Origin of the sequence: Mesorhizobium sp. M0340 (assembly GCF_040321535.1) — a bacterium.
In the GTDB taxonomy this organism is placed as follows: domain Bacteria; phylum Pseudomonadota; class Alphaproteobacteria; order Rhizobiales; family Rhizobiaceae; genus Mesorhizobium.
The window spans coordinates 192,098-206,858 of record NZ_JAMYRR010000004.1 but is presented as its reverse complement, the minus strand read 5'-3'; the positions used below and the strand labels follow the sequence as shown (position 1 = coordinate 206,858).

Here is a 14,761-nt window from a genome sequence, read left to right as displayed (position 1 = left end):
AGCCGTCGGAGGCCGTTGCCTATCCGCCATTGGCGGCGAGCACGATCGCCGCACGCAGTTCCTCGAGGCCCTCGCTCTTTTCCGACGACGTGGCGAGCACGAAGGGGAAGGCCGCCGGGCGTTTCTTGATCTTCTGAAGCGTTTCCTCGACCAGTCGCGGTACCCCCGCCGCCTTGATCTTGTCGGTCTTGGTCAGCACGATCTGATACGACACCGCCGCCTTGTCGAGCAGCGACAGCACCTCGTCGTCCTTGGCCTTGATGCCATGGCGGGCATCGATCAGCACGTAGACGCGCTTCAGCGTCACCCGGCCCTTCAGATAGTCGAACACGAGCTTCGTCCACTCGTCGACCTTTTCCTTCGGCGCCGTGGCGTAGCCATAGCCCGGCATGTCGACCAGGGCCATCGGCGGCAGGTCGGCGCCTTCTCCCGAAAATCCGCCCGGCACGAAATAGTTGAGTTCTTGCGTGCGGCCCGGTGTGTTGGAGGTGCGCGCCAGCCCCTTCTGGTTGACCAGCGCGTTGATCAGCGACGATTTGCCGACATTGGAGCGGCCGGCAAAGGCGATCTCGGGCGGACCCTCCGGCGGCAGGAATTTCATCGCCGGCACGCCGCGGATGAATATCCAGGCTCGCGTGAACAATTCGATGCCGATCGTGGTCTTGTTCAACGCGTTCAAACCGCTGCCTCCAGAAGAAAAATGTTGCTGCCACGAATGGCATCGAGATTGCGGCTGATCTTTTCCACCGGCCAGTGCCACCACGCCAGCGCCAGCAGCCGCCGGATGGTCCTGTCGTCGAAGCGCATCTTTACCACCTTGGCCGGATTGCCGGCGACGATCGCATAGGCCGGCACATCGTGCGTCACCACCGACTTTGCCGCGACAATGGCGCCGTCGCCGATCTTCACGCCCGGCAGCATCACCGCTTCCATGCCGATCCAGACATCATTGCCGACGATCGTGTCGCCGCGGACCTCCTTCGACCATGTCGCCGGGTCGAAGCCTTCCTCCCAGCCGTGACCGAAGATGTTGAACGGATAGGTCGAAAAACCGGACATGGCGTGATTGGCGCCGTTCATGATGAAGCGCGCGCCTTCGGCAATGGCGCAGAACTTGCCGATGACCAGCCTGTCGCCGATGAACGGGTAATGATGCAGCACGCATTTTTCGGCGAATTTGTCGGGCCCGTCAGGGTCGTCATAGTAGGTGAAATCGCCGATCTCGATGTTCGGCGCCGTTACCAGCGGTTTCAGAAAGCCGACGCGCGTGTGCAACGGGATCGGATGCTTGATCGATGGATTGGGTCCGGTCATATCGAGCTCCGTCGGGCAACTGCCAGCCAGGTCAAAATAGCGCGATCCGCCCGGCCGTACCAATCGCTTAATCCAGACCGCCAGCCTGTACAAAAAGCCCCGGACGAACCGGGGCTTTCTGGTTTCGCATCATCGGAGCGCCGGCTATTCCGCCGGCGACGGTTTCTTGCGGAACAGCGCGACCAGATTGTCCCACAGTTCGATCTTGGCGCCCTGCCGCTTCATGATCACGCCCTGCTGCAGGATCGACAGCGTGTTGTTCCAGGCCCAGTAGATAACGAGACCGGCCGGAAAACCCGCCATCATGAAGGTGAAGATCACGGGCATCCAGGTGAAGATCGCCGCCTGCGTCGGGTCCGGCGGCGTCGGGTTCATGCGCATCTGCAGGAACATCGTCACGCCCATGATCAGCGGCCAGACGCCGATCATCAGCATGTGCGGCAAGGTGATCGGGATCAGCCCGAACAGGTTGAAAATCGATGTCGGGTCCGGCGCCGCCAGATCCTGGATCCAGCCGAAGAACGGCGCGTGCCGCATCTCGATGGTGATGTAGAGCACCTTGTAGAGCGAGAAGAACACCGGAATCTGCAACGCCACCGGCCAGCAGCCGGCGAGCGGATTGATCTTCTCGGTCTTGTACAGCTCCATCATCGCCTGCTGCTGCTTCATCTTGTCGTCCGCGTATTTCTCGCGGATCTCGAGCATCTTGGGCTGCACCTTCTTCATGTTCGCCATCGACGCATAGGACTTGTTGGCGAGCGGGAAGAACAGCGCCTTGACGATGACGGTGGTGGCGAGGATCGCCAAGCCGAAATTGCCGAAAAATTTGTAGAGCGTGTCGATCAGCCAGAACATCGGCTTGGTGATGAAATAGAACCAGCCCCAGTCGATCAGCAGGTCGAACTGGCGAATATGACGGTCCTTTTCATAGGCGTTGATCGTCGAAACTTCCTTGGCGCCGGCGAATATCTCCGACTCCACGGTCGTCGATTGCCCGGGAGCGATTGTGACCGGATCGGACAGGAAATCGGATTGGTAGCTATGCGGGTGGGGTCCGCTTTTGAACTCGAAATAAGAGAATTTGGGCTGAAATTCGCGGCCGCTCGGCGGCACCAGGGTCACCGCCCAGTATTTATCGGTGATGCCGAGCCAGCCGTCGCTCGACTTGCCTGGTTTGTACTCCTTGTCCGATTCGACGCTGGAGTATTTGTATTCCTGCAGGCCCTCGCTTCCGGTAACGCCGATCAGGCCCTCGTGCAGCACATAGGTGCTGGCGATAGCCGGCTTGTCGAAGCGGGTGACTCGGCCATAGTTCGACAACGTCGCGGGTGCCGAGCCGCCGTTCTGGACCGTGTCGGATACGGTGAACATATATTGGCTGTCGACCGAGAAGGTGCGCTTGAAAACCAGACCCTTGTCGTTGGTGAAGGTCAGCGTGACCGGCGTCGCTGGTGTCAGCGTCGCATTGCCGTCGGTCTGCCAGACCGTGTCGGGGCCGGGCAGCCTGCCCACATCCGGCGTGCCGGAAAAGCCGATCTCGGCGAAATAGCCGTTTGGCAGGGACGCCGGGTTGAGCAACGCGATCTCGGGCGAGGTCTTGTCGACCGTCTCCCTGTAATGCTTGAGCCGGAGATCGTCGAGGCGCGCGCCGGTGAGGTTGATCGAACCTTCGAGGCTCGGCGTGTCGATCTTGACGCGCTTCGTCGAAGCAATCGCCTGCTCGCGGCCGGCCGGCGTCACCGCGTCGCCGCCGGGCGCGCTCGGAATGGCGCCCGGCTGCACCGGCGTTTCGCTCGCGCCGGGAGCGGTGCCTTGGGCAGCCTTCTTCTGCTCCGCCACGCGCTGTTCTTCGATGCGGGCGGCTTCGCGCTGCATCTCGCTGCGCGGCATCACGTAGAAATATTGCCAAAGCGCCAGGATCAGCACCGACAGTGCGATGGTGATGAAGAAGTTGCGGTTGTTTTCCATCGAAGCCCTTGGCCTATCGTGTTCCACGCAATCTGCGGGAGAGTTCGGCCTTCAACTGGCCGAACGGAGTCGTAAGCACGTCTTCGCGCCCGACGATGACATAATCATTGCCGGGCACCATGTCATCCGCGGCATGCGTGCGCACGGCCTCTCGCAGCCGCCGCCGGATGCGGTTGCGAACGACGGCGTTGCCGACCTTCTTGGTGACGGTATAGCCGACGCGCGGCGCCTCGCCGTCGCCGCGGCCCAGGACCTCGACGAGGAAAAGCCGCCCGCGGCGCTTTTCACCACGACGGACGGCCAGGAATTCCGCGCGCTTCAGAAGCCGCTTGGGATGGGCACCCGTTGGCTTGCCGGTTGCGGGCAACGATCTTGTCTCTCGCTTGGTGCTCAGGCGCTGAGACGCTTGCGGCCGCGGTTGCGGCGGGCTGCGACGACGCCGCGGCCACCTTTGGTGGCCATGCGGGCACGGAAGCCGTGCCTGCGTTTGCGAACGAGTTTGGACGGCTGGTAAGTACGCTTCATTTGTTTAAATACCGCGGGGTGCGGCCCTTCTTGATTCTGTCACTTTGTAACAGGAGCTTTGCCGGGCCGGTTTTGGCGCGATCGAAACCGCGCCGGGACGAATGGCCCGAGCGTGAGCGGGCTTATAGAAAGAAGGGTTTTGGAAGTCAATCCAGCCTGTCGGGCCGGCGTTGTCGGACTGGCAGGGAAGTCCTTGCGCCCTCTTTCCGGCTTCGACCAAGGATGAATTTGGCAAAAAAGCCGCAATCGCCTAATCTTGCCCGATCAAGCGATCGTGAAGACGAGCAGTCCTAAAGACAAGCAGCCGTGATGACAGGCAGCCGTGACGACGAGCATGAGTGAAGTCCCAGCAACCGACGAAAGCATCGCCCGGGCGAAGGCCGCCACCCGCAGGGTGCCGCTGGCGCGCGGCCTGTCGACGAAGCTGCTGCTGCTTACCATCGTCTTCGTGCTCTTGGCCGAAATCCTCATCTTCGTGCCCTGGATCGCCAGCTACAGGCTGAGCTGGCTGAAGGAGAGGCTGAGCACCGCCGCCGCGGTTTCCATCGTCCTGGTGCAGGGCGAACCTGCCTCGCTGTCGCGTGCCGCCCAGAACGACGTACTGATGGCGATCGGCGCCAAGGCGATCGCCGTGCGCGACGGCGGCGTCTCGCGGCTTCTGGTCGTGGCCGAAATGCCGCCGCAGGTCGACGAGCATATCGATATCGCCAATGTCGGCATGATCAAGGGCATGACCGGCGCGCTGGACACGCTGTTTTTCGGCGGCAAGCGGATGCTGCGCGTTTTCGGGCCGGTCGGCGACAGCGACAAGGAATTCGAGCTGATCATGCCCGACCACCGCCTGCGCAATGCCATGCTGATCTATTCGCGCAACGTCGCCTTCGTCTCGCTGCTGATCTCGCTGTTCACCGCCATGCTGGTCTATGCCGCGATAGACCTGATCATGATCGGCCCGATCAGGACGATGACACGCTCGATGCTGTCCTTTTCCGAGGCGCCCGACGATCCCGGCCGCATCATTCACCCCGCCGCCCGGGCCGACGAGATCGGCGTCGCCGAACGCGAACTGTCGCAGATGCAGGAGCGGCTGCAAAAGATGCTGACCGAGCAGAAGCACCTGGCCGACCTCGGCCTGGCCGTGTCGAAGATCAACCACGACATGCGCAACATCCTCGCCTCGGCGCAGCTGATGTCGGACCGCCTGCGCCAGGTCAAGGACCCGACCGTGCAGGCCTTCGCGCCAAAACTGCTGCGCGCGCTCGACCGTGCGGTGTCCTATTCGGAGGGCGTGCTGGCCTATGGCCGCACCCAGGAGCCGCCGCCGTCGCGCCGCAGGCTGCGGCTGCGCCAGCTGGTCGAAGACGTCCAGGGCCTGCTCGATATCGAGTGCGGCATCGAATTCGTCAACGCCGTCGACCCGGTGCTCGAGGTCGATGCAGATTCCGACCAGCTCTTCCGCGTGCTCACCAATCTTAGCCGCAACGCCGTGCAGGCGATGGCGGCGGACACCGAGAGCGCCGTGGTGCGCCGCCTGACCATATCGGCCGAGCGCATCGGCAGCGTCAGCCGCATCGTCGTCACCGACACCGGCCCCGGCCTGCCGCCAAAGGCGCGAGAAAACCTGTTCGCGGCATTTCGCGGCTCGGCCCGCAGCGGCGGCACCGGCCTTGGCCTGGCGATCGCCCATGAATTGATCCGCGCCCATGGCGGCACGGTGGAGCTGGTCGAATCGATCGGCGGCCGCACCACATTCGCGGTCACCATTCCCGACCAGCCGGTCCGGCTCGACCAGGCCCGCAACGGGCTGCGCCGCCCCGCGTAACGAACCGTTTCGTTACGGATCGTTTCAATTCACAAAGGGTTGGTCCGAGACTACGAGCCATCGGCTCGGCCGCCGTGCAACGGCTCATTTCGTTACGAATGACCGATCCAAGACTACGACCTTGTCGGCTCGGCCGCCGCGTGACGTGGTCTTGCCTTCGCCGGCCGGCGCATGACGGCAAAGCATGACTGCAAAACTTTTGGCCAGGATCGGCTTGCTTTTCGCAAATTCAGTCGCTAGGGAACAGCTCACATCGCGGCCGGTCGCCAGGATCGGATCGCGGGGCTATGCCAAGCATGGCCTGTTGCGCGCCCGTAGCTCAGCTGGATAGAGCACCAGACTACGAATCTGGGGGTCAGGAGTTCGAATCTCTTCGGGCGCGCCAAATATCCACCGATCGCACTATATAGCCCGATTCCCACCAGACTACGCCCGCGCAAATCGCGGGAGATAGTCCGCGAGCGAAAGGCGTAGAAACGGCGGCGTTAGGCGGTGGAAAAGGTCGAATCTCTCGGGTTGAATGGCTGATTTCTGATCAGCAGGCACGTGCCATATATCACTTGGGTGGCATCAGCCATTTCACTCTAAATCTACTTCGGTTGCGAACGTAGAAGGCCGCTGATTGCCGCGAAGTTTACCAATAAGACCTCTTTGCAGGCGCCCGTCGGCCTCGGTGCGTGCTGTAGGCTAAATACAAGGCAATGGCCGTCGTACAAAAGGTGACACCGGCGCTGATAAAGAACACAACGCTCAAACCTGCTCGATCGGCAGCCCATCCCAACACCGGGCTTCCTAGAGCCATCGCGACATCGAGAAAGACCGTGTAGATGCCCATTGCCAGCCCGCGGCTTTCAGGCGAGGTGTCACGGACAGCCTCGACACCCAGACCGGGATAGACGAGCGAGTAGCCGAGTCCCGCGAGAGCGGCTCCGGCGGATGCCATCATCATGCTTCGGGCCAATCCCATGAGGATCAATCCGGCCGCTTGCACCAGAACGAACACCAAGGCGATTCTCGCGCCACCGAACTTATCCGGTAGATGGCCAAACATCATTCGCGCCACGATCAACGCCGCGCCAAAGGCAGTGAAGGCAAGCCAGACGGGCTGCCAGCCGTGATTGGCATAAAGGAGCGAGCTGAATGCGAGAATGGCGCAATAGCCGATGCTGCTAAGCGCCGCGCCAAGTCCGGGTAGCCAGACCGCTCCAATCACGCCGCCAAAAGTGGATCTCGTCCGTGCCGATAGGACAGGCGGACTCGGCGCTCGCAATAGGAACAGCAGAACGAGCAGTGGCGCCAAGGTCGTGATAAGGCCGATCGCCGCAAAGCCGTACGGTACAAAGAGCATCGTGCCGAGCGGACCGCCGAAGGCGAGCGCCGCGAACATGGCCGTGCCGACCCAGGCGATGACCTTCCCCGCATGGCCGGAATCGACCATTGCCAATCCCCAGCTCACGCCCCCGGTGATGATGAAGCTTTCGGCTCCACCGACCACCGCACGTCCCACCAGAAGAATCGCAACAGAGAGGGTTGGCGAACTCACGAAGGTCAAGGACAGGAGATACAGCAATCCAGCACCGGCGGCGGCGATCAGGCCGAGGACGACGCTGCGTTTGCCACCATTCGCATCCGAATAGGTGCCGGACCATATGCGCGTGACCAGAGACGCGGCAAATTGCGAGCCCGCAACCAGGCCGACGACGAAAGTTCCGAAGCCGAGATCCTGATTCACATGCAGCGGCAGCACCGGCAGGGCCGCGCCGATGACGAGGAAGCCGGCCAACACGGCCGCCATGATCGGCAGCAACGTCACGGCGGCCGAGGGCGGCGGTCTGGACGATGAGGGCAAAGGAGTCATCGCGACCAGCAGTGTTCAGTTGGCGGAGCGCTTCTCGAACACGGAGCGCGCAACGGCGGCTGCCGAGAAAGCGTTCGGCCATCCGGCGTAGTACGCGAGATGGCTGATGGCTTCGGAGGCTTCCATGCGCATCAGTCCATTATCCATCGCCCGGTTGAGGTGGTAGGGAATCTGCTCGACCTGGCCGGCCGAGATCAGGGCGCTGACCGTCACCAGACTGCGATCGCGCGGGGCGAGATCGGGCCGCAGCCACAGGTCGCGAAACAATACGACGGTCGTATCCCTCACCAATCCCGGCGATGCCGGTCCTGTGCCTTGCGCGACGCGGGCGGCGCGATCGGCCTCGGCTTTTTCGTCCAGCGGCAGGAAATCAACCATGGCCTTGGGGAGTTGGTCGGGTCCGACACCGCGCGCCGCGAACACCTCCTTCGTGATGCCCGTCGCGGCAACCGCATTGCCCCAGCCGGCATAGAAGGCGAGATGCGTGATAATCTCTGAGATTTCGGCCGGCTTCACCCCATTGTCGAGTGCGAGATGCACCTGCTCCGGCAGGAGAATGTCCTGGTTGCGCGTGATCACGGCAGCGACAGTGACGATGCTGCGATCCCGCAGCGACAGGCCCGGCCTCTTCCAGAGGCCATTTGCAAGCTTCTCATCGGCGTAGCGCTCAAGCGCGGGCGAAACCGTTCGCACGTCCTCGCGGGACAGGCTGCCGGTCTGCGATCCGGCCTGCGCGGCGGCATCGACGGCTCCCATGGAAAGAGCGAGAGCCAGAACGGTCGAGGTTTTCATGATGAAGCCTTTCGTTCAGTATCCCGTCAGCGGTATTGCTCGTCGGAAACAGGTTCGAACCAGTCGACGTTCTTGCCGTCCCGCATGTAGCTCAAGGCGATATGCGCCATGGGGCTGATCGCGGTCGCTCCATGCCAGTGCTTCACGCCGGCCGGAATCCAGACCACATCGCCAGGATTGATGCCTCGCCGCTCCTTGCCCTCTTCCTGCACCCAGCCTTGACCGCCCGTGATGATAAGCATCTGGCCTGCCGGATGGCTGTGCCAGACCGTCCGCGCGCCGGGCGCGAAGTTCACAAGTCCGGTGCTCGCCCGCGTCATGTCGGTAGGCGGATAGAGCGGACTGATGACCGCCTGCCCGGTGAAGTTGTCCGCCGTTCCGATCACGGCCGGCGTGCTGCCGTTCGTGCGGATTTCGATGGTCTCGGCCTCGGCCGGCATTAAGCCGGCGGTGCTGATTGCAGCGGCAGCGAGAATCTTCTTCATGTTCGTCTCCTTCTGCGTTTGCAGCTTCTTGCTGTTCCCGGTGAATGATGCGGGTTTTTCCGACACCCGCGGCATTGTCCTGATGCGCAGCGGCCTTCCAGGTTCAGGAAAGCATTTCGACGTGCAGCGGATGTTCTCCGCGCATCAGAAGCGGCGCAGGTCCCTGGTCTAGTCGCCCGAGCCGGATCAGGCCGCGCGACCAGCGATAGGGACCATGAAACATCGCGAGATTGCCCCAGGGGGCGTAGTAGCAAAGATCGCCAGCCGCCTCGTTCCCGAAGCGACCGTTGCCTTCCTCGGTGAGCTTGCGCGGCAGATAGGCGATCTTCTCGTTGGACGAATAGTCGTCGATCGTCAGGTCCAGCGGCAGCATCGAGACCAGGTCGTGCGCGGAAGGATTGTTCTCCAGCGTCGCCGTGAAATCCTGATCTGCAAAAACAAATCTCAGGCGCATCGGGGCTCCTTTCGTACCCGGGGTTGTGGAGGTCTGAGAGTGCACCGAAGAGGGAAGCGCGAAGCTGACAGCGCCTGCCAGCAAGGTGCGGCGTGAAAGCCATGTGGCGTCGCGTGTCATTTAAGGTCTCCCAATCGGTGCGGCCATATCCATTGTTCCGGCACACGGCCGCACCCTTCGACGAATACGGCCTTGTTAAGCTGCCAGATGCTGACCGAAGAAGCTGGTAAGCCTGTCGAACGGAATCAGGTCCACACGGTCGTAGAGATCGACGTGACCGGCGCCCTGGACCCAGACCAGTTCCTTCGGCTCGGCTGCCAGTCTGTAGGCTTCCTCACTGAACTCCTTCGAATGCGCCTGAACGCCGCTGATGAACAGCATTGGGCGCGGCGAGATCGTCTCGATGTCGTTGAACGGGTAGAAGTTCATGAATTTGACATTGCTGGTCAGCGTCGGCTTGGTCGTTATCTGGTCGGAGACACCCGCCGGGGTAAACTCTCCGCGGGGTGTCCGATAGAAATCGTAGAACTCACGCTGGATGGGATGCGTCGACGCGGTCAGTTCGAGATCGGTTCCGCCCGTATACTGGATCTGGCCGCCTTCGAATTCGGAGTAGCGCTGCTCGGCGGCGGCCGCGATGATCTGCTTGCGTTGCTCGACGCTTAGCGAGTGATTGAGTGCGTTTCGGTTCGCCGCGCCCATGTCATACATGCTTACCGTGGCAATGGCGCGCATGCGTGGGTCGATCTTGGCGGCGCTGATGACGAAGCTGCCGCTGCCGCAGACACCAATCGCGCCAATGCGGTTGCGGTCCACGAACGCGCGTGTCCCGAGGAAGTCCACCGCCGCGCTGAATGCCTCGGCATAGACATCCGGTGAAACGATCTGTCGGGCTTCGCCCTCGCTCTCGCCCCAGAATGGCAGATCGATCGCCATGGCGATGAAGCCCCGCTCGGCCATCTTGGTGGCATAGAGCGTCGCGCTTTGCTCTTTCACCGCGCCCATTGGATGGCCGACGACGATGGCCGGATGACGTGCATTGCGGTCAAGGTCCTTGGGAACGAGCAGATTCCCCGCGACATTCATCTGGTATTGGCTCTTGAAGGTGACTTTCTGCAGCGTCACCTGATCGCTCGTATAGAAATTGTTTGCACCGTTGGACATGTCTTGAGCCTTTGCGAAGGTTAGGTTTCCAAGTGACATCGCGCCGAATGCGGCGATGCCTGTTCCGGTCAGCTTCATCAACTCACGCCGGTGAATGTTTCGGGCCGGGGCTTTCTGGTTTGTTGCGTCAGGGATGTTCGTAGGCATCTATGATCTCCTGCAAGGTTAGAGTGGATTTGAGATTGGCCGATCCTGCTGGTCATTCAGGCTTGAGCAGACGCGGCCCATTGCCGGCCAGAATCACGCTGCCGACGAACGCGGCGAAGATTGACATGCCAGCCAGCAGCAGCCCGCCGACCACGGCACCGAGCAGTGGTGATGACCATGCTCGCAGCCACCGCGAAGAGGCCGCTGATCGAAATCGCCTGTCCGGTTGCTACCTGCATCTGCTGTGGCGGCGATCGCCATATGGTTCGGTCCCGCTGAATTGTTGCAGTGCAAACCTAGTGGTTTTGCCATAAAACGATTACCCGTCGAAATTGGCATGAACTAATCGACTACATCGAATAATCTGTTGCGAGATGGCAAACGAAGGAAGCTCATGGCCAGAACCGATCTCAACCAATTGACGTGGTTTCAGGCCGTCGCAGAAGAGCGCAGCTTCACCAAGGCAGCGGCAAAGCTCGGCGTCGCGCAATCGACGCTCAGTCACACGATCAAGCAGCTCGAAACACGCATGGGCATACGCCTTCTGACCCGCACGACGCGTAATGTCGCGACGACCGTTGCGGGCGAAAGGCTGCTACAGACGATCGCTCCGCGCATTGGTGAAATCGAAGACGAGATCGCAGCGCTGATGGCGTTCCGCGAAAAGCCGTCAGGCTCGATCAGGTTGACCCTGTCCGACCACGCGCTCGAAAGCGTGGTCTGGCCGAAGCTTAAGCCGGTCCTCAGCGCCTATCCCGACATCGGCGTCGAACTGATCCTGGACAGCACCTTCCGCAACATCGTCGAGGAAGGCTTTGACGCCGGTGTCCGGCTTGGAGAGAGCGTCGAGAAAGACATGATCGCGGTCCGCATCGGCCCGGACTGGCGATTGGTCGCCGTGGCTTCGCCGCGATACTTCGCGGCGCACGGTGTGCCTGTGCATCCGCAGGATCTGGTCCGGTACATCTGCATCAACATGCGCCACGAAACCGCCGGCGGTCTGTACGCATGGGAGTTCGAGAAGGATGGACAGGCGCTGCGTGTCCGTGTGGACGGTCAACTTACCTTCAACAACACCTACGCCATGATCGACGCCGCGGTGAGTGGCTATGGTATCGCCTATGTTCCCGAGAACATCGTGGAGCGGCACGTCGCCTCAGGGTTGCTGGTGCAGGTCCTCGACGACTGGTCGCCCTTCTTCGATGGCTATTTCCTCTATTATCCTAGCCGCCGCCAAAACCTTCCTGCGTTCAAGATTATTGTGGACGCATTGCGGCATCGGGAATGAAGCGACAGGATCTAAACCCGCGCGATTGGCTCACGCCCCATTTGGGAGTGTTCTAGAGGCAATAGGCAGAGTTCTCATCATCGCCCCGATGCGGCGCTATTAAACTCATGCCCACCCCGGGAACATAGGTAACAGAATCTATCGCCTGCGGCCGGAAGGTCGCGAGACGTGAGCGCTGCCCATGCCAAAAAGGGGATCGTCAGCTAATGCTGCTCAGTCGGCCTGCTTGATCTCCGGGCCCGGTTCAGTCGGCGGAGCTGGCGTGCAATCCTGGCCAGTGCATTCCTGCACGGGATCTTGCGCCGGCGGGAGACAATTTTGGCCTTCACAATGAACGGGCGGCTGCGCTGTTGCGGCATTATTGTTCGACGGCACAGGCCGATCCTCAGCACGAACGGCCGGCATTCCAAGGTCGATCATGGCCGTGCACAAGAGCGCAATCCGAAGCAAATTCATTTTCGCCTCCGCACCTGACAGCGAGACGCAGACTATACCTTCGAACTGCGGCCAGCATCCTGTCAGCCGCGAACGGCGTTAACGGCGCGTTACACGCAGCGGCAGCTTGAGGGCGGACATACGGACGCTGTTCCGGCGAGGCCGTCTTCGAAACGGGCGCCAGGTCGGTATAGGGTTCGCACTTCGAAAAGCTTATGCTGTGCGTCCCGGCTCCCTCACCTAAACCGCACATTTTCCCTGGAAAGCTCTGCCACCGACCTGCATCCCATCAGCCGCATGCCGCGTTCGATCTCGGTTCGCATCAAGCCGAGCGCCCGTTCGACGCCGGCCTGTCCGGCGGCTGCCAGCGGGAACAGATAATACCGCCCGACGCCGACGGCCTTGGCGCCCAGCGACAGGGCTTTCAGCACATGCGTGCCGCGCTGGACGCCGCTGTCGATGATCACGTCTATCTTGTCGCCCACCGCGTCGACGATCTCGGACAGCTGGTCGAAGGGGCTGCGCGAGCCGTCCAGCTGCCTGCCGCCATGATTTGACAGAACGATGCCGGTGCAGCCGATGTCGACCGCCTTTCTGGCATCGGCGACGCTCATGATCCCCTTCAGGCAGAACTGGCCGTTCCAGAAGCGGACCATGTCTTCGACGTCCTTCCAATCCAGCGACGGGTCGAGGATCTCCGTGAAATAGCGGCTGATGGAAAGCGCTCCGCCACCGAGATCGATATGGCCGTCCAACTGCGGCAGGCTGAACTTTTCGTGGGTCAAATAGTCGATAGCCCATCTCGGCTTGATCGCGAACTGCATCATGCCGCCGAGCGTAAGCCGAAAGGGGATGGAAAAGCCGGTCCGCAGGTCACGCTCGCGGTTGCCGCCGGTGACGCTGTCGACCGTCAGCATCATCACCTCGACGCCGGACGCCTTGGCGCGCTCCATCATGGCGCGGTTCAGGCCGCGATCCCTGTGGAAATAGAACTGATAGACCTGTGGCGTCCTGTGCTGGCGCACTTCCTCCAGGCTGACCGTGCCGAGCGACGAGACGCCGAACATCGTGCCGAACTTCTCCGCCGCCGCGGCGACGGCGCGCTCGCCGCTATGGTGAAACAGCCGCTGGAGAGCCGTCGGCGAACAATAGACCGGCATCGCCAGCTTCTGGCCCATAACGGTGACCGACATGTCGACCTGTCCAACGCCGGCAAGGACGTTGGGGACGAGATCGCAGTCCTCGAAAGCCGCCGTGTTGCGCCGCAGCGTCGTCTCGTCGTCCGCGCCGCCATCGATATAGTTGAAGATCGGGCCTGGCAGGCGCTGTTTTGCCAGCCGGCGGAAGTCCTGAAAATTGTAGCAGCTTTGCAATCGCATGAAATCAATCGGGTATACGCCGGGCCCGATGTCAAGCCTGTGCCATTGTCGATCGCCGGCGCTCAGCCCGCCACAGCGCCAACCGACTCCCGCTCCACCAGCGGGCATTCGAGCTTGGTGATGGGATAGCGGCCGCGACCGGGAGCAGCGGGGACTTCGAGCTGCTCGATCGCCCATTGTCCCATTGCCATATGCGGCAGGATCGACGTCGTCAGCGGCGGGAACAGATGCCGCGCGATCTCCTCGTCGTCATAGCCGACCACCGAAATATCCTGGGGGATGTGCAGGCCGGCCTCCTTCAGCGCCTCGTAGCAGCCGATCGCGGTACGGTCGTTCTGGCAGAAGATGGCGGTCGGCCGGTCCTTCAGCGCCAAGAGCTTGACGGTCGCGGCATAGCCGGCGCTCGCTGACCAATCGCCTTCGACGACCAGCGCCGGGTCGAACGGGATGTCGGCCGTCGCCAGCGCCCGGCGGTAACCTTTCAGCCGGTCCTGAGCCGCCTGCATCCAGGGCTCGCCGGTGATGGTGGCGATACGGCGATGGCCATAGCTGATCAGATGCCGGGTCGAGCTCTGGCCGCCGGCGATCTCGCTCGGCACCACGGCGGGGAAGGCATAGTCGGCGGTGTAGCAGTTGAGCAGGATGACCGGAATGTCGAGGCCGTAGAGATAGTCCGGCGCGACGATCTCGCGGGTGAAGATGGTCATGTAGATCAGCGCCGAAATGCCCCGCTTGGTCAGTGCCGCGATGGCCCGGGGCTCCATCACCTCGTCGCCCATGGTCTGCGCCACCAACACTACATTGCCGGCGTTCCACGAGGCTTGCCGCGCCCCTTCAATGGCGACGACCGCCTCCGGGCTGGTCGCCAACTGGTCGACGGCGAAGCCGATCACGCCATCCAGCCCGTCGAATGCGGCAACCGGGGCTCGCAAGGCAGAAAACACCGGCGGCGAATAGCCCAGTGCTCGCGCCGTCTCGATCACCCGCTCTCGGGTTTGCTGCGACAGCCTGATGCCCGGCGTGTTGTTGAGCACGAACGAAACCGTCGCCTGCGAACAGCCGGCGACCCTGGCGATGTCGGTCATGGTAACACGGCCCTTGGGGTTTTTCCCGGACGGCTTGCGCCGCCT

14 protein-coding genes and 1 tRNA gene are annotated in these 14,761 nt (G+C 62.0%); 3 read left to right on the top strand and 12 right to left on the bottom strand.

Translation table 11 applies throughout. The features are described 5' to 3' along the window. Positions 1–19: 19 nt before the first annotated feature. From yihA to rpmH, 5 genes are all read right to left on the bottom strand, one after another. A complete protein-coding gene (gene yihA / locus NKI79_RS07740; protein ID WP_352472343.1) occupies positions 20–679 on the bottom strand; it encodes a ribosome biogenesis GTP-binding protein YihA/YsxC in 660 nt (219 codons plus the stop codon). Further along, on the bottom strand, positions 676–1,314 hold the full coding sequence (locus tag NKI79_RS07735) for a CatB-related O-acetyltransferase (protein WP_352452996.1): 639 nt from the start codon (positions 1,312–1,314) through the stop codon (positions 676–678). Before NKI79_RS07735 ends, yihA begins: the two co-directional genes overlap by 4 nt. Before the next feature lie 144 nt (positions 1,315–1,458). Beyond that, the gene (yidC, locus tag NKI79_RS07730; RefSeq protein WP_352477052.1) at positions 1,459–3,282 is read right to left on the bottom strand and encodes a membrane protein insertase YidC; all 1,824 of its coding nucleotides are present in this window, start codon (positions 3,280–3,282) and stop codon (positions 1,459–1,461) included. Positions 3,283–3,295: 13 nt separating this feature from the next. Then, positions 3,296–3,649: a ribonuclease P protein component gene (rnpA, locus tag NKI79_RS07725; RefSeq protein ID WP_254815896.1), complete on the bottom strand. Its 354-nt coding sequence runs from the start codon at positions 3,647–3,649 to the stop codon at positions 3,296–3,298. Between the two features lie 23 nt (positions 3,650–3,672). Then, a complete protein-coding gene (gene rpmH / locus NKI79_RS07720) occupies positions 3,673–3,807 on the bottom strand; it encodes a 50S ribosomal protein L34 (protein ID WP_008833937.1) in 135 nt (44 codons plus the stop codon). A 334-nt stretch (positions 3,808–4,141) separates the two neighbouring features. Between rpmH and NKI79_RS07715 the strand changes: the two genes are divergently transcribed. Next, positions 4,142–5,629: an ATP-binding protein gene (locus tag NKI79_RS07715; RefSeq protein WP_352647791.1), complete on the top strand. Its 1,488-nt coding sequence runs from the start codon at positions 4,142–4,144 to the stop codon at positions 5,627–5,629. 308 nt (positions 5,630–5,937) lie between these two features. Continuing rightward, positions 5,938–6,014: transfer RNA gene (locus tag NKI79_RS07710), tRNA-Arg, on the top strand. Positions 6,015–6,263: 249 nt separating this feature from the next. On the opposite strand, the gene NKI79_RS07705 is transcribed toward NKI79_RS07710, so the two are convergent. The 5 genes from NKI79_RS07705 to NKI79_RS07685 all read right to left on the bottom strand — a co-directional run bounded on the left by NKI79_RS07705 (position 6,264) and on the right by NKI79_RS07685 (position 10,529). Continuing rightward, positions 6,264–7,487, bottom strand: a complete 1,224-nt coding sequence (locus NKI79_RS07705; protein ID WP_352800826.1) for an arabinose transporter — start codon at positions 7,485–7,487, stop codon at positions 6,264–6,266. Positions 7,488–7,502: 15 nt separating this feature from the next. After that, complete coding sequence (locus NKI79_RS07700; RefSeq protein ID WP_502899781.1) at positions 7,503–8,279, bottom strand: carboxymuconolactone decarboxylase family protein; 777 nt, start codon at positions 8,277–8,279, stop codon at positions 7,503–7,505. A 26-nt stretch (positions 8,280–8,305) separates the two neighbouring features. Then, positions 8,306–8,839, bottom strand: a complete 534-nt coding sequence (locus NKI79_RS07695) for a (R)-mandelonitrile lyase (protein WP_352800824.1) — start codon at positions 8,837–8,839, stop codon at positions 8,306–8,308. Between the two features lie 28 nt (positions 8,840–8,867). Next, positions 8,868–9,338: a cyclophilin-like fold protein gene (locus NKI79_RS07690; RefSeq protein ID WP_352736731.1), complete on the bottom strand. Its 471-nt coding sequence runs from the start codon at positions 9,336–9,338 to the stop codon at positions 8,868–8,870. Positions 9,339–9,413: 75 nt separating this feature from the next. Then, positions 9,414–10,529: an alpha/beta hydrolase gene (locus tag NKI79_RS07685; protein ID WP_502909793.1), complete on the bottom strand. Its 1,116-nt coding sequence runs from the start codon at positions 10,527–10,529 to the stop codon at positions 9,414–9,416. A 394-nt stretch (positions 10,530–10,923) separates the two neighbouring features. Here NKI79_RS07685 and NKI79_RS07680 point away from each other — a divergent pair, with 394 nt between their 5' ends. Continuing rightward, entirely contained in the window at positions 10,924–11,817 is an 894-nt protein-coding gene (locus tag NKI79_RS07680; RefSeq protein WP_352800822.1) for a LysR family transcriptional regulator, read from the top strand. Positions 11,818–12,488: 671 nt separating this feature from the next. Here NKI79_RS07680 and NKI79_RS07675 read toward each other — a convergent pair. After that, positions 12,489–13,631 (bottom strand): alpha-hydroxy acid oxidase, encoded by a 1,143-nt coding sequence (locus tag NKI79_RS07675; protein ID WP_352800820.1) that lies wholly within the window; start codon positions 13,629–13,631, stop codon positions 12,489–12,491. A gap of 62 nt (positions 13,632–13,693) precedes the next feature. Beyond that, on the bottom strand, positions 13,694–14,716 hold the full coding sequence (locus NKI79_RS07670) for a LacI family DNA-binding transcriptional regulator (RefSeq protein WP_502909799.1): 1,023 nt from the start codon (positions 14,714–14,716) through the stop codon (positions 13,694–13,696). Positions 14,717–14,761 lie beyond the last annotated feature (45 nt).

Excerpts from the sequence above, each read along its gene's own strand:
- NKI79_RS07735 (WP_352452996.1), bottom strand. The coding sequence starts at position 1,314 with ATGACCGGACCCAATCCATCGATCAAGCATCCGATCCCGTTGCACACG.
- yidC (WP_352477052.1), bottom strand. The coding sequence starts at position 3,282 with ATGGAAAACAACCGCAACTTCTTCATCACCATCGCACTGTCGGTGCTG.
- rpmH (WP_008833937.1), bottom strand. The coding sequence starts at position 3,807 with ATGAAGCGTACTTACCAGCCGTCCAAACTCGTTCGCAAACGCAGGCAC.
- NKI79_RS07715 (WP_352647791.1), top strand. The coding sequence starts at position 4,142 with ATGAGTGAAGTCCCAGCAACCGACGAAAGCATCGCCCGGGCGAAGGCC.
- NKI79_RS07705 (WP_352800826.1), bottom strand. The coding sequence starts at position 7,487 with ATGACTCCTTTGCCCTCATCGTCCAGACCGCCGCCCTCGGCCGCCGTG.
- NKI79_RS07700 (WP_502899781.1), bottom strand. The coding sequence starts at position 8,279 with ATGAAAACCTCGACCGTTCTGGCTCTCGCTCTTTCCATGGGAGCCGTC.
- NKI79_RS07695 (WP_352800824.1), bottom strand. The coding sequence starts at position 8,839 with ATGCCGCGGGTGTCGGAAAAACCCGCATCATTCACCGGGAACAGCAAG.
- NKI79_RS07690 (WP_352736731.1), bottom strand. The coding sequence starts at position 9,338 with ATGACACGCGACGCCACATGGCTTTCACGCCGCACCTTGCTGGCAGGC.
- NKI79_RS07685 (WP_502909793.1), bottom strand. The coding sequence starts at position 10,529 with ATGCCTACGAACATCCCTGACGCAACAAACCAGAAAGCCCCGGCCCGA.
- NKI79_RS07680 (WP_352800822.1), top strand. The coding sequence starts at position 10,924 with ATGGCCAGAACCGATCTCAACCAATTGACGTGGTTTCAGGCCGTCGCA.
- NKI79_RS07675 (WP_352800820.1), bottom strand. The coding sequence starts at position 13,631 with ATGCGATTGCAAAGCTGCTACAATTTTCAGGACTTCCGCCGGCTGGCA.
- NKI79_RS07670 (WP_502909799.1), bottom strand. The coding sequence starts at position 14,716 with ATGACCGACATCGCCAGGGTCGCCGGCTGTTCGCAGGCGACGGTTTCG.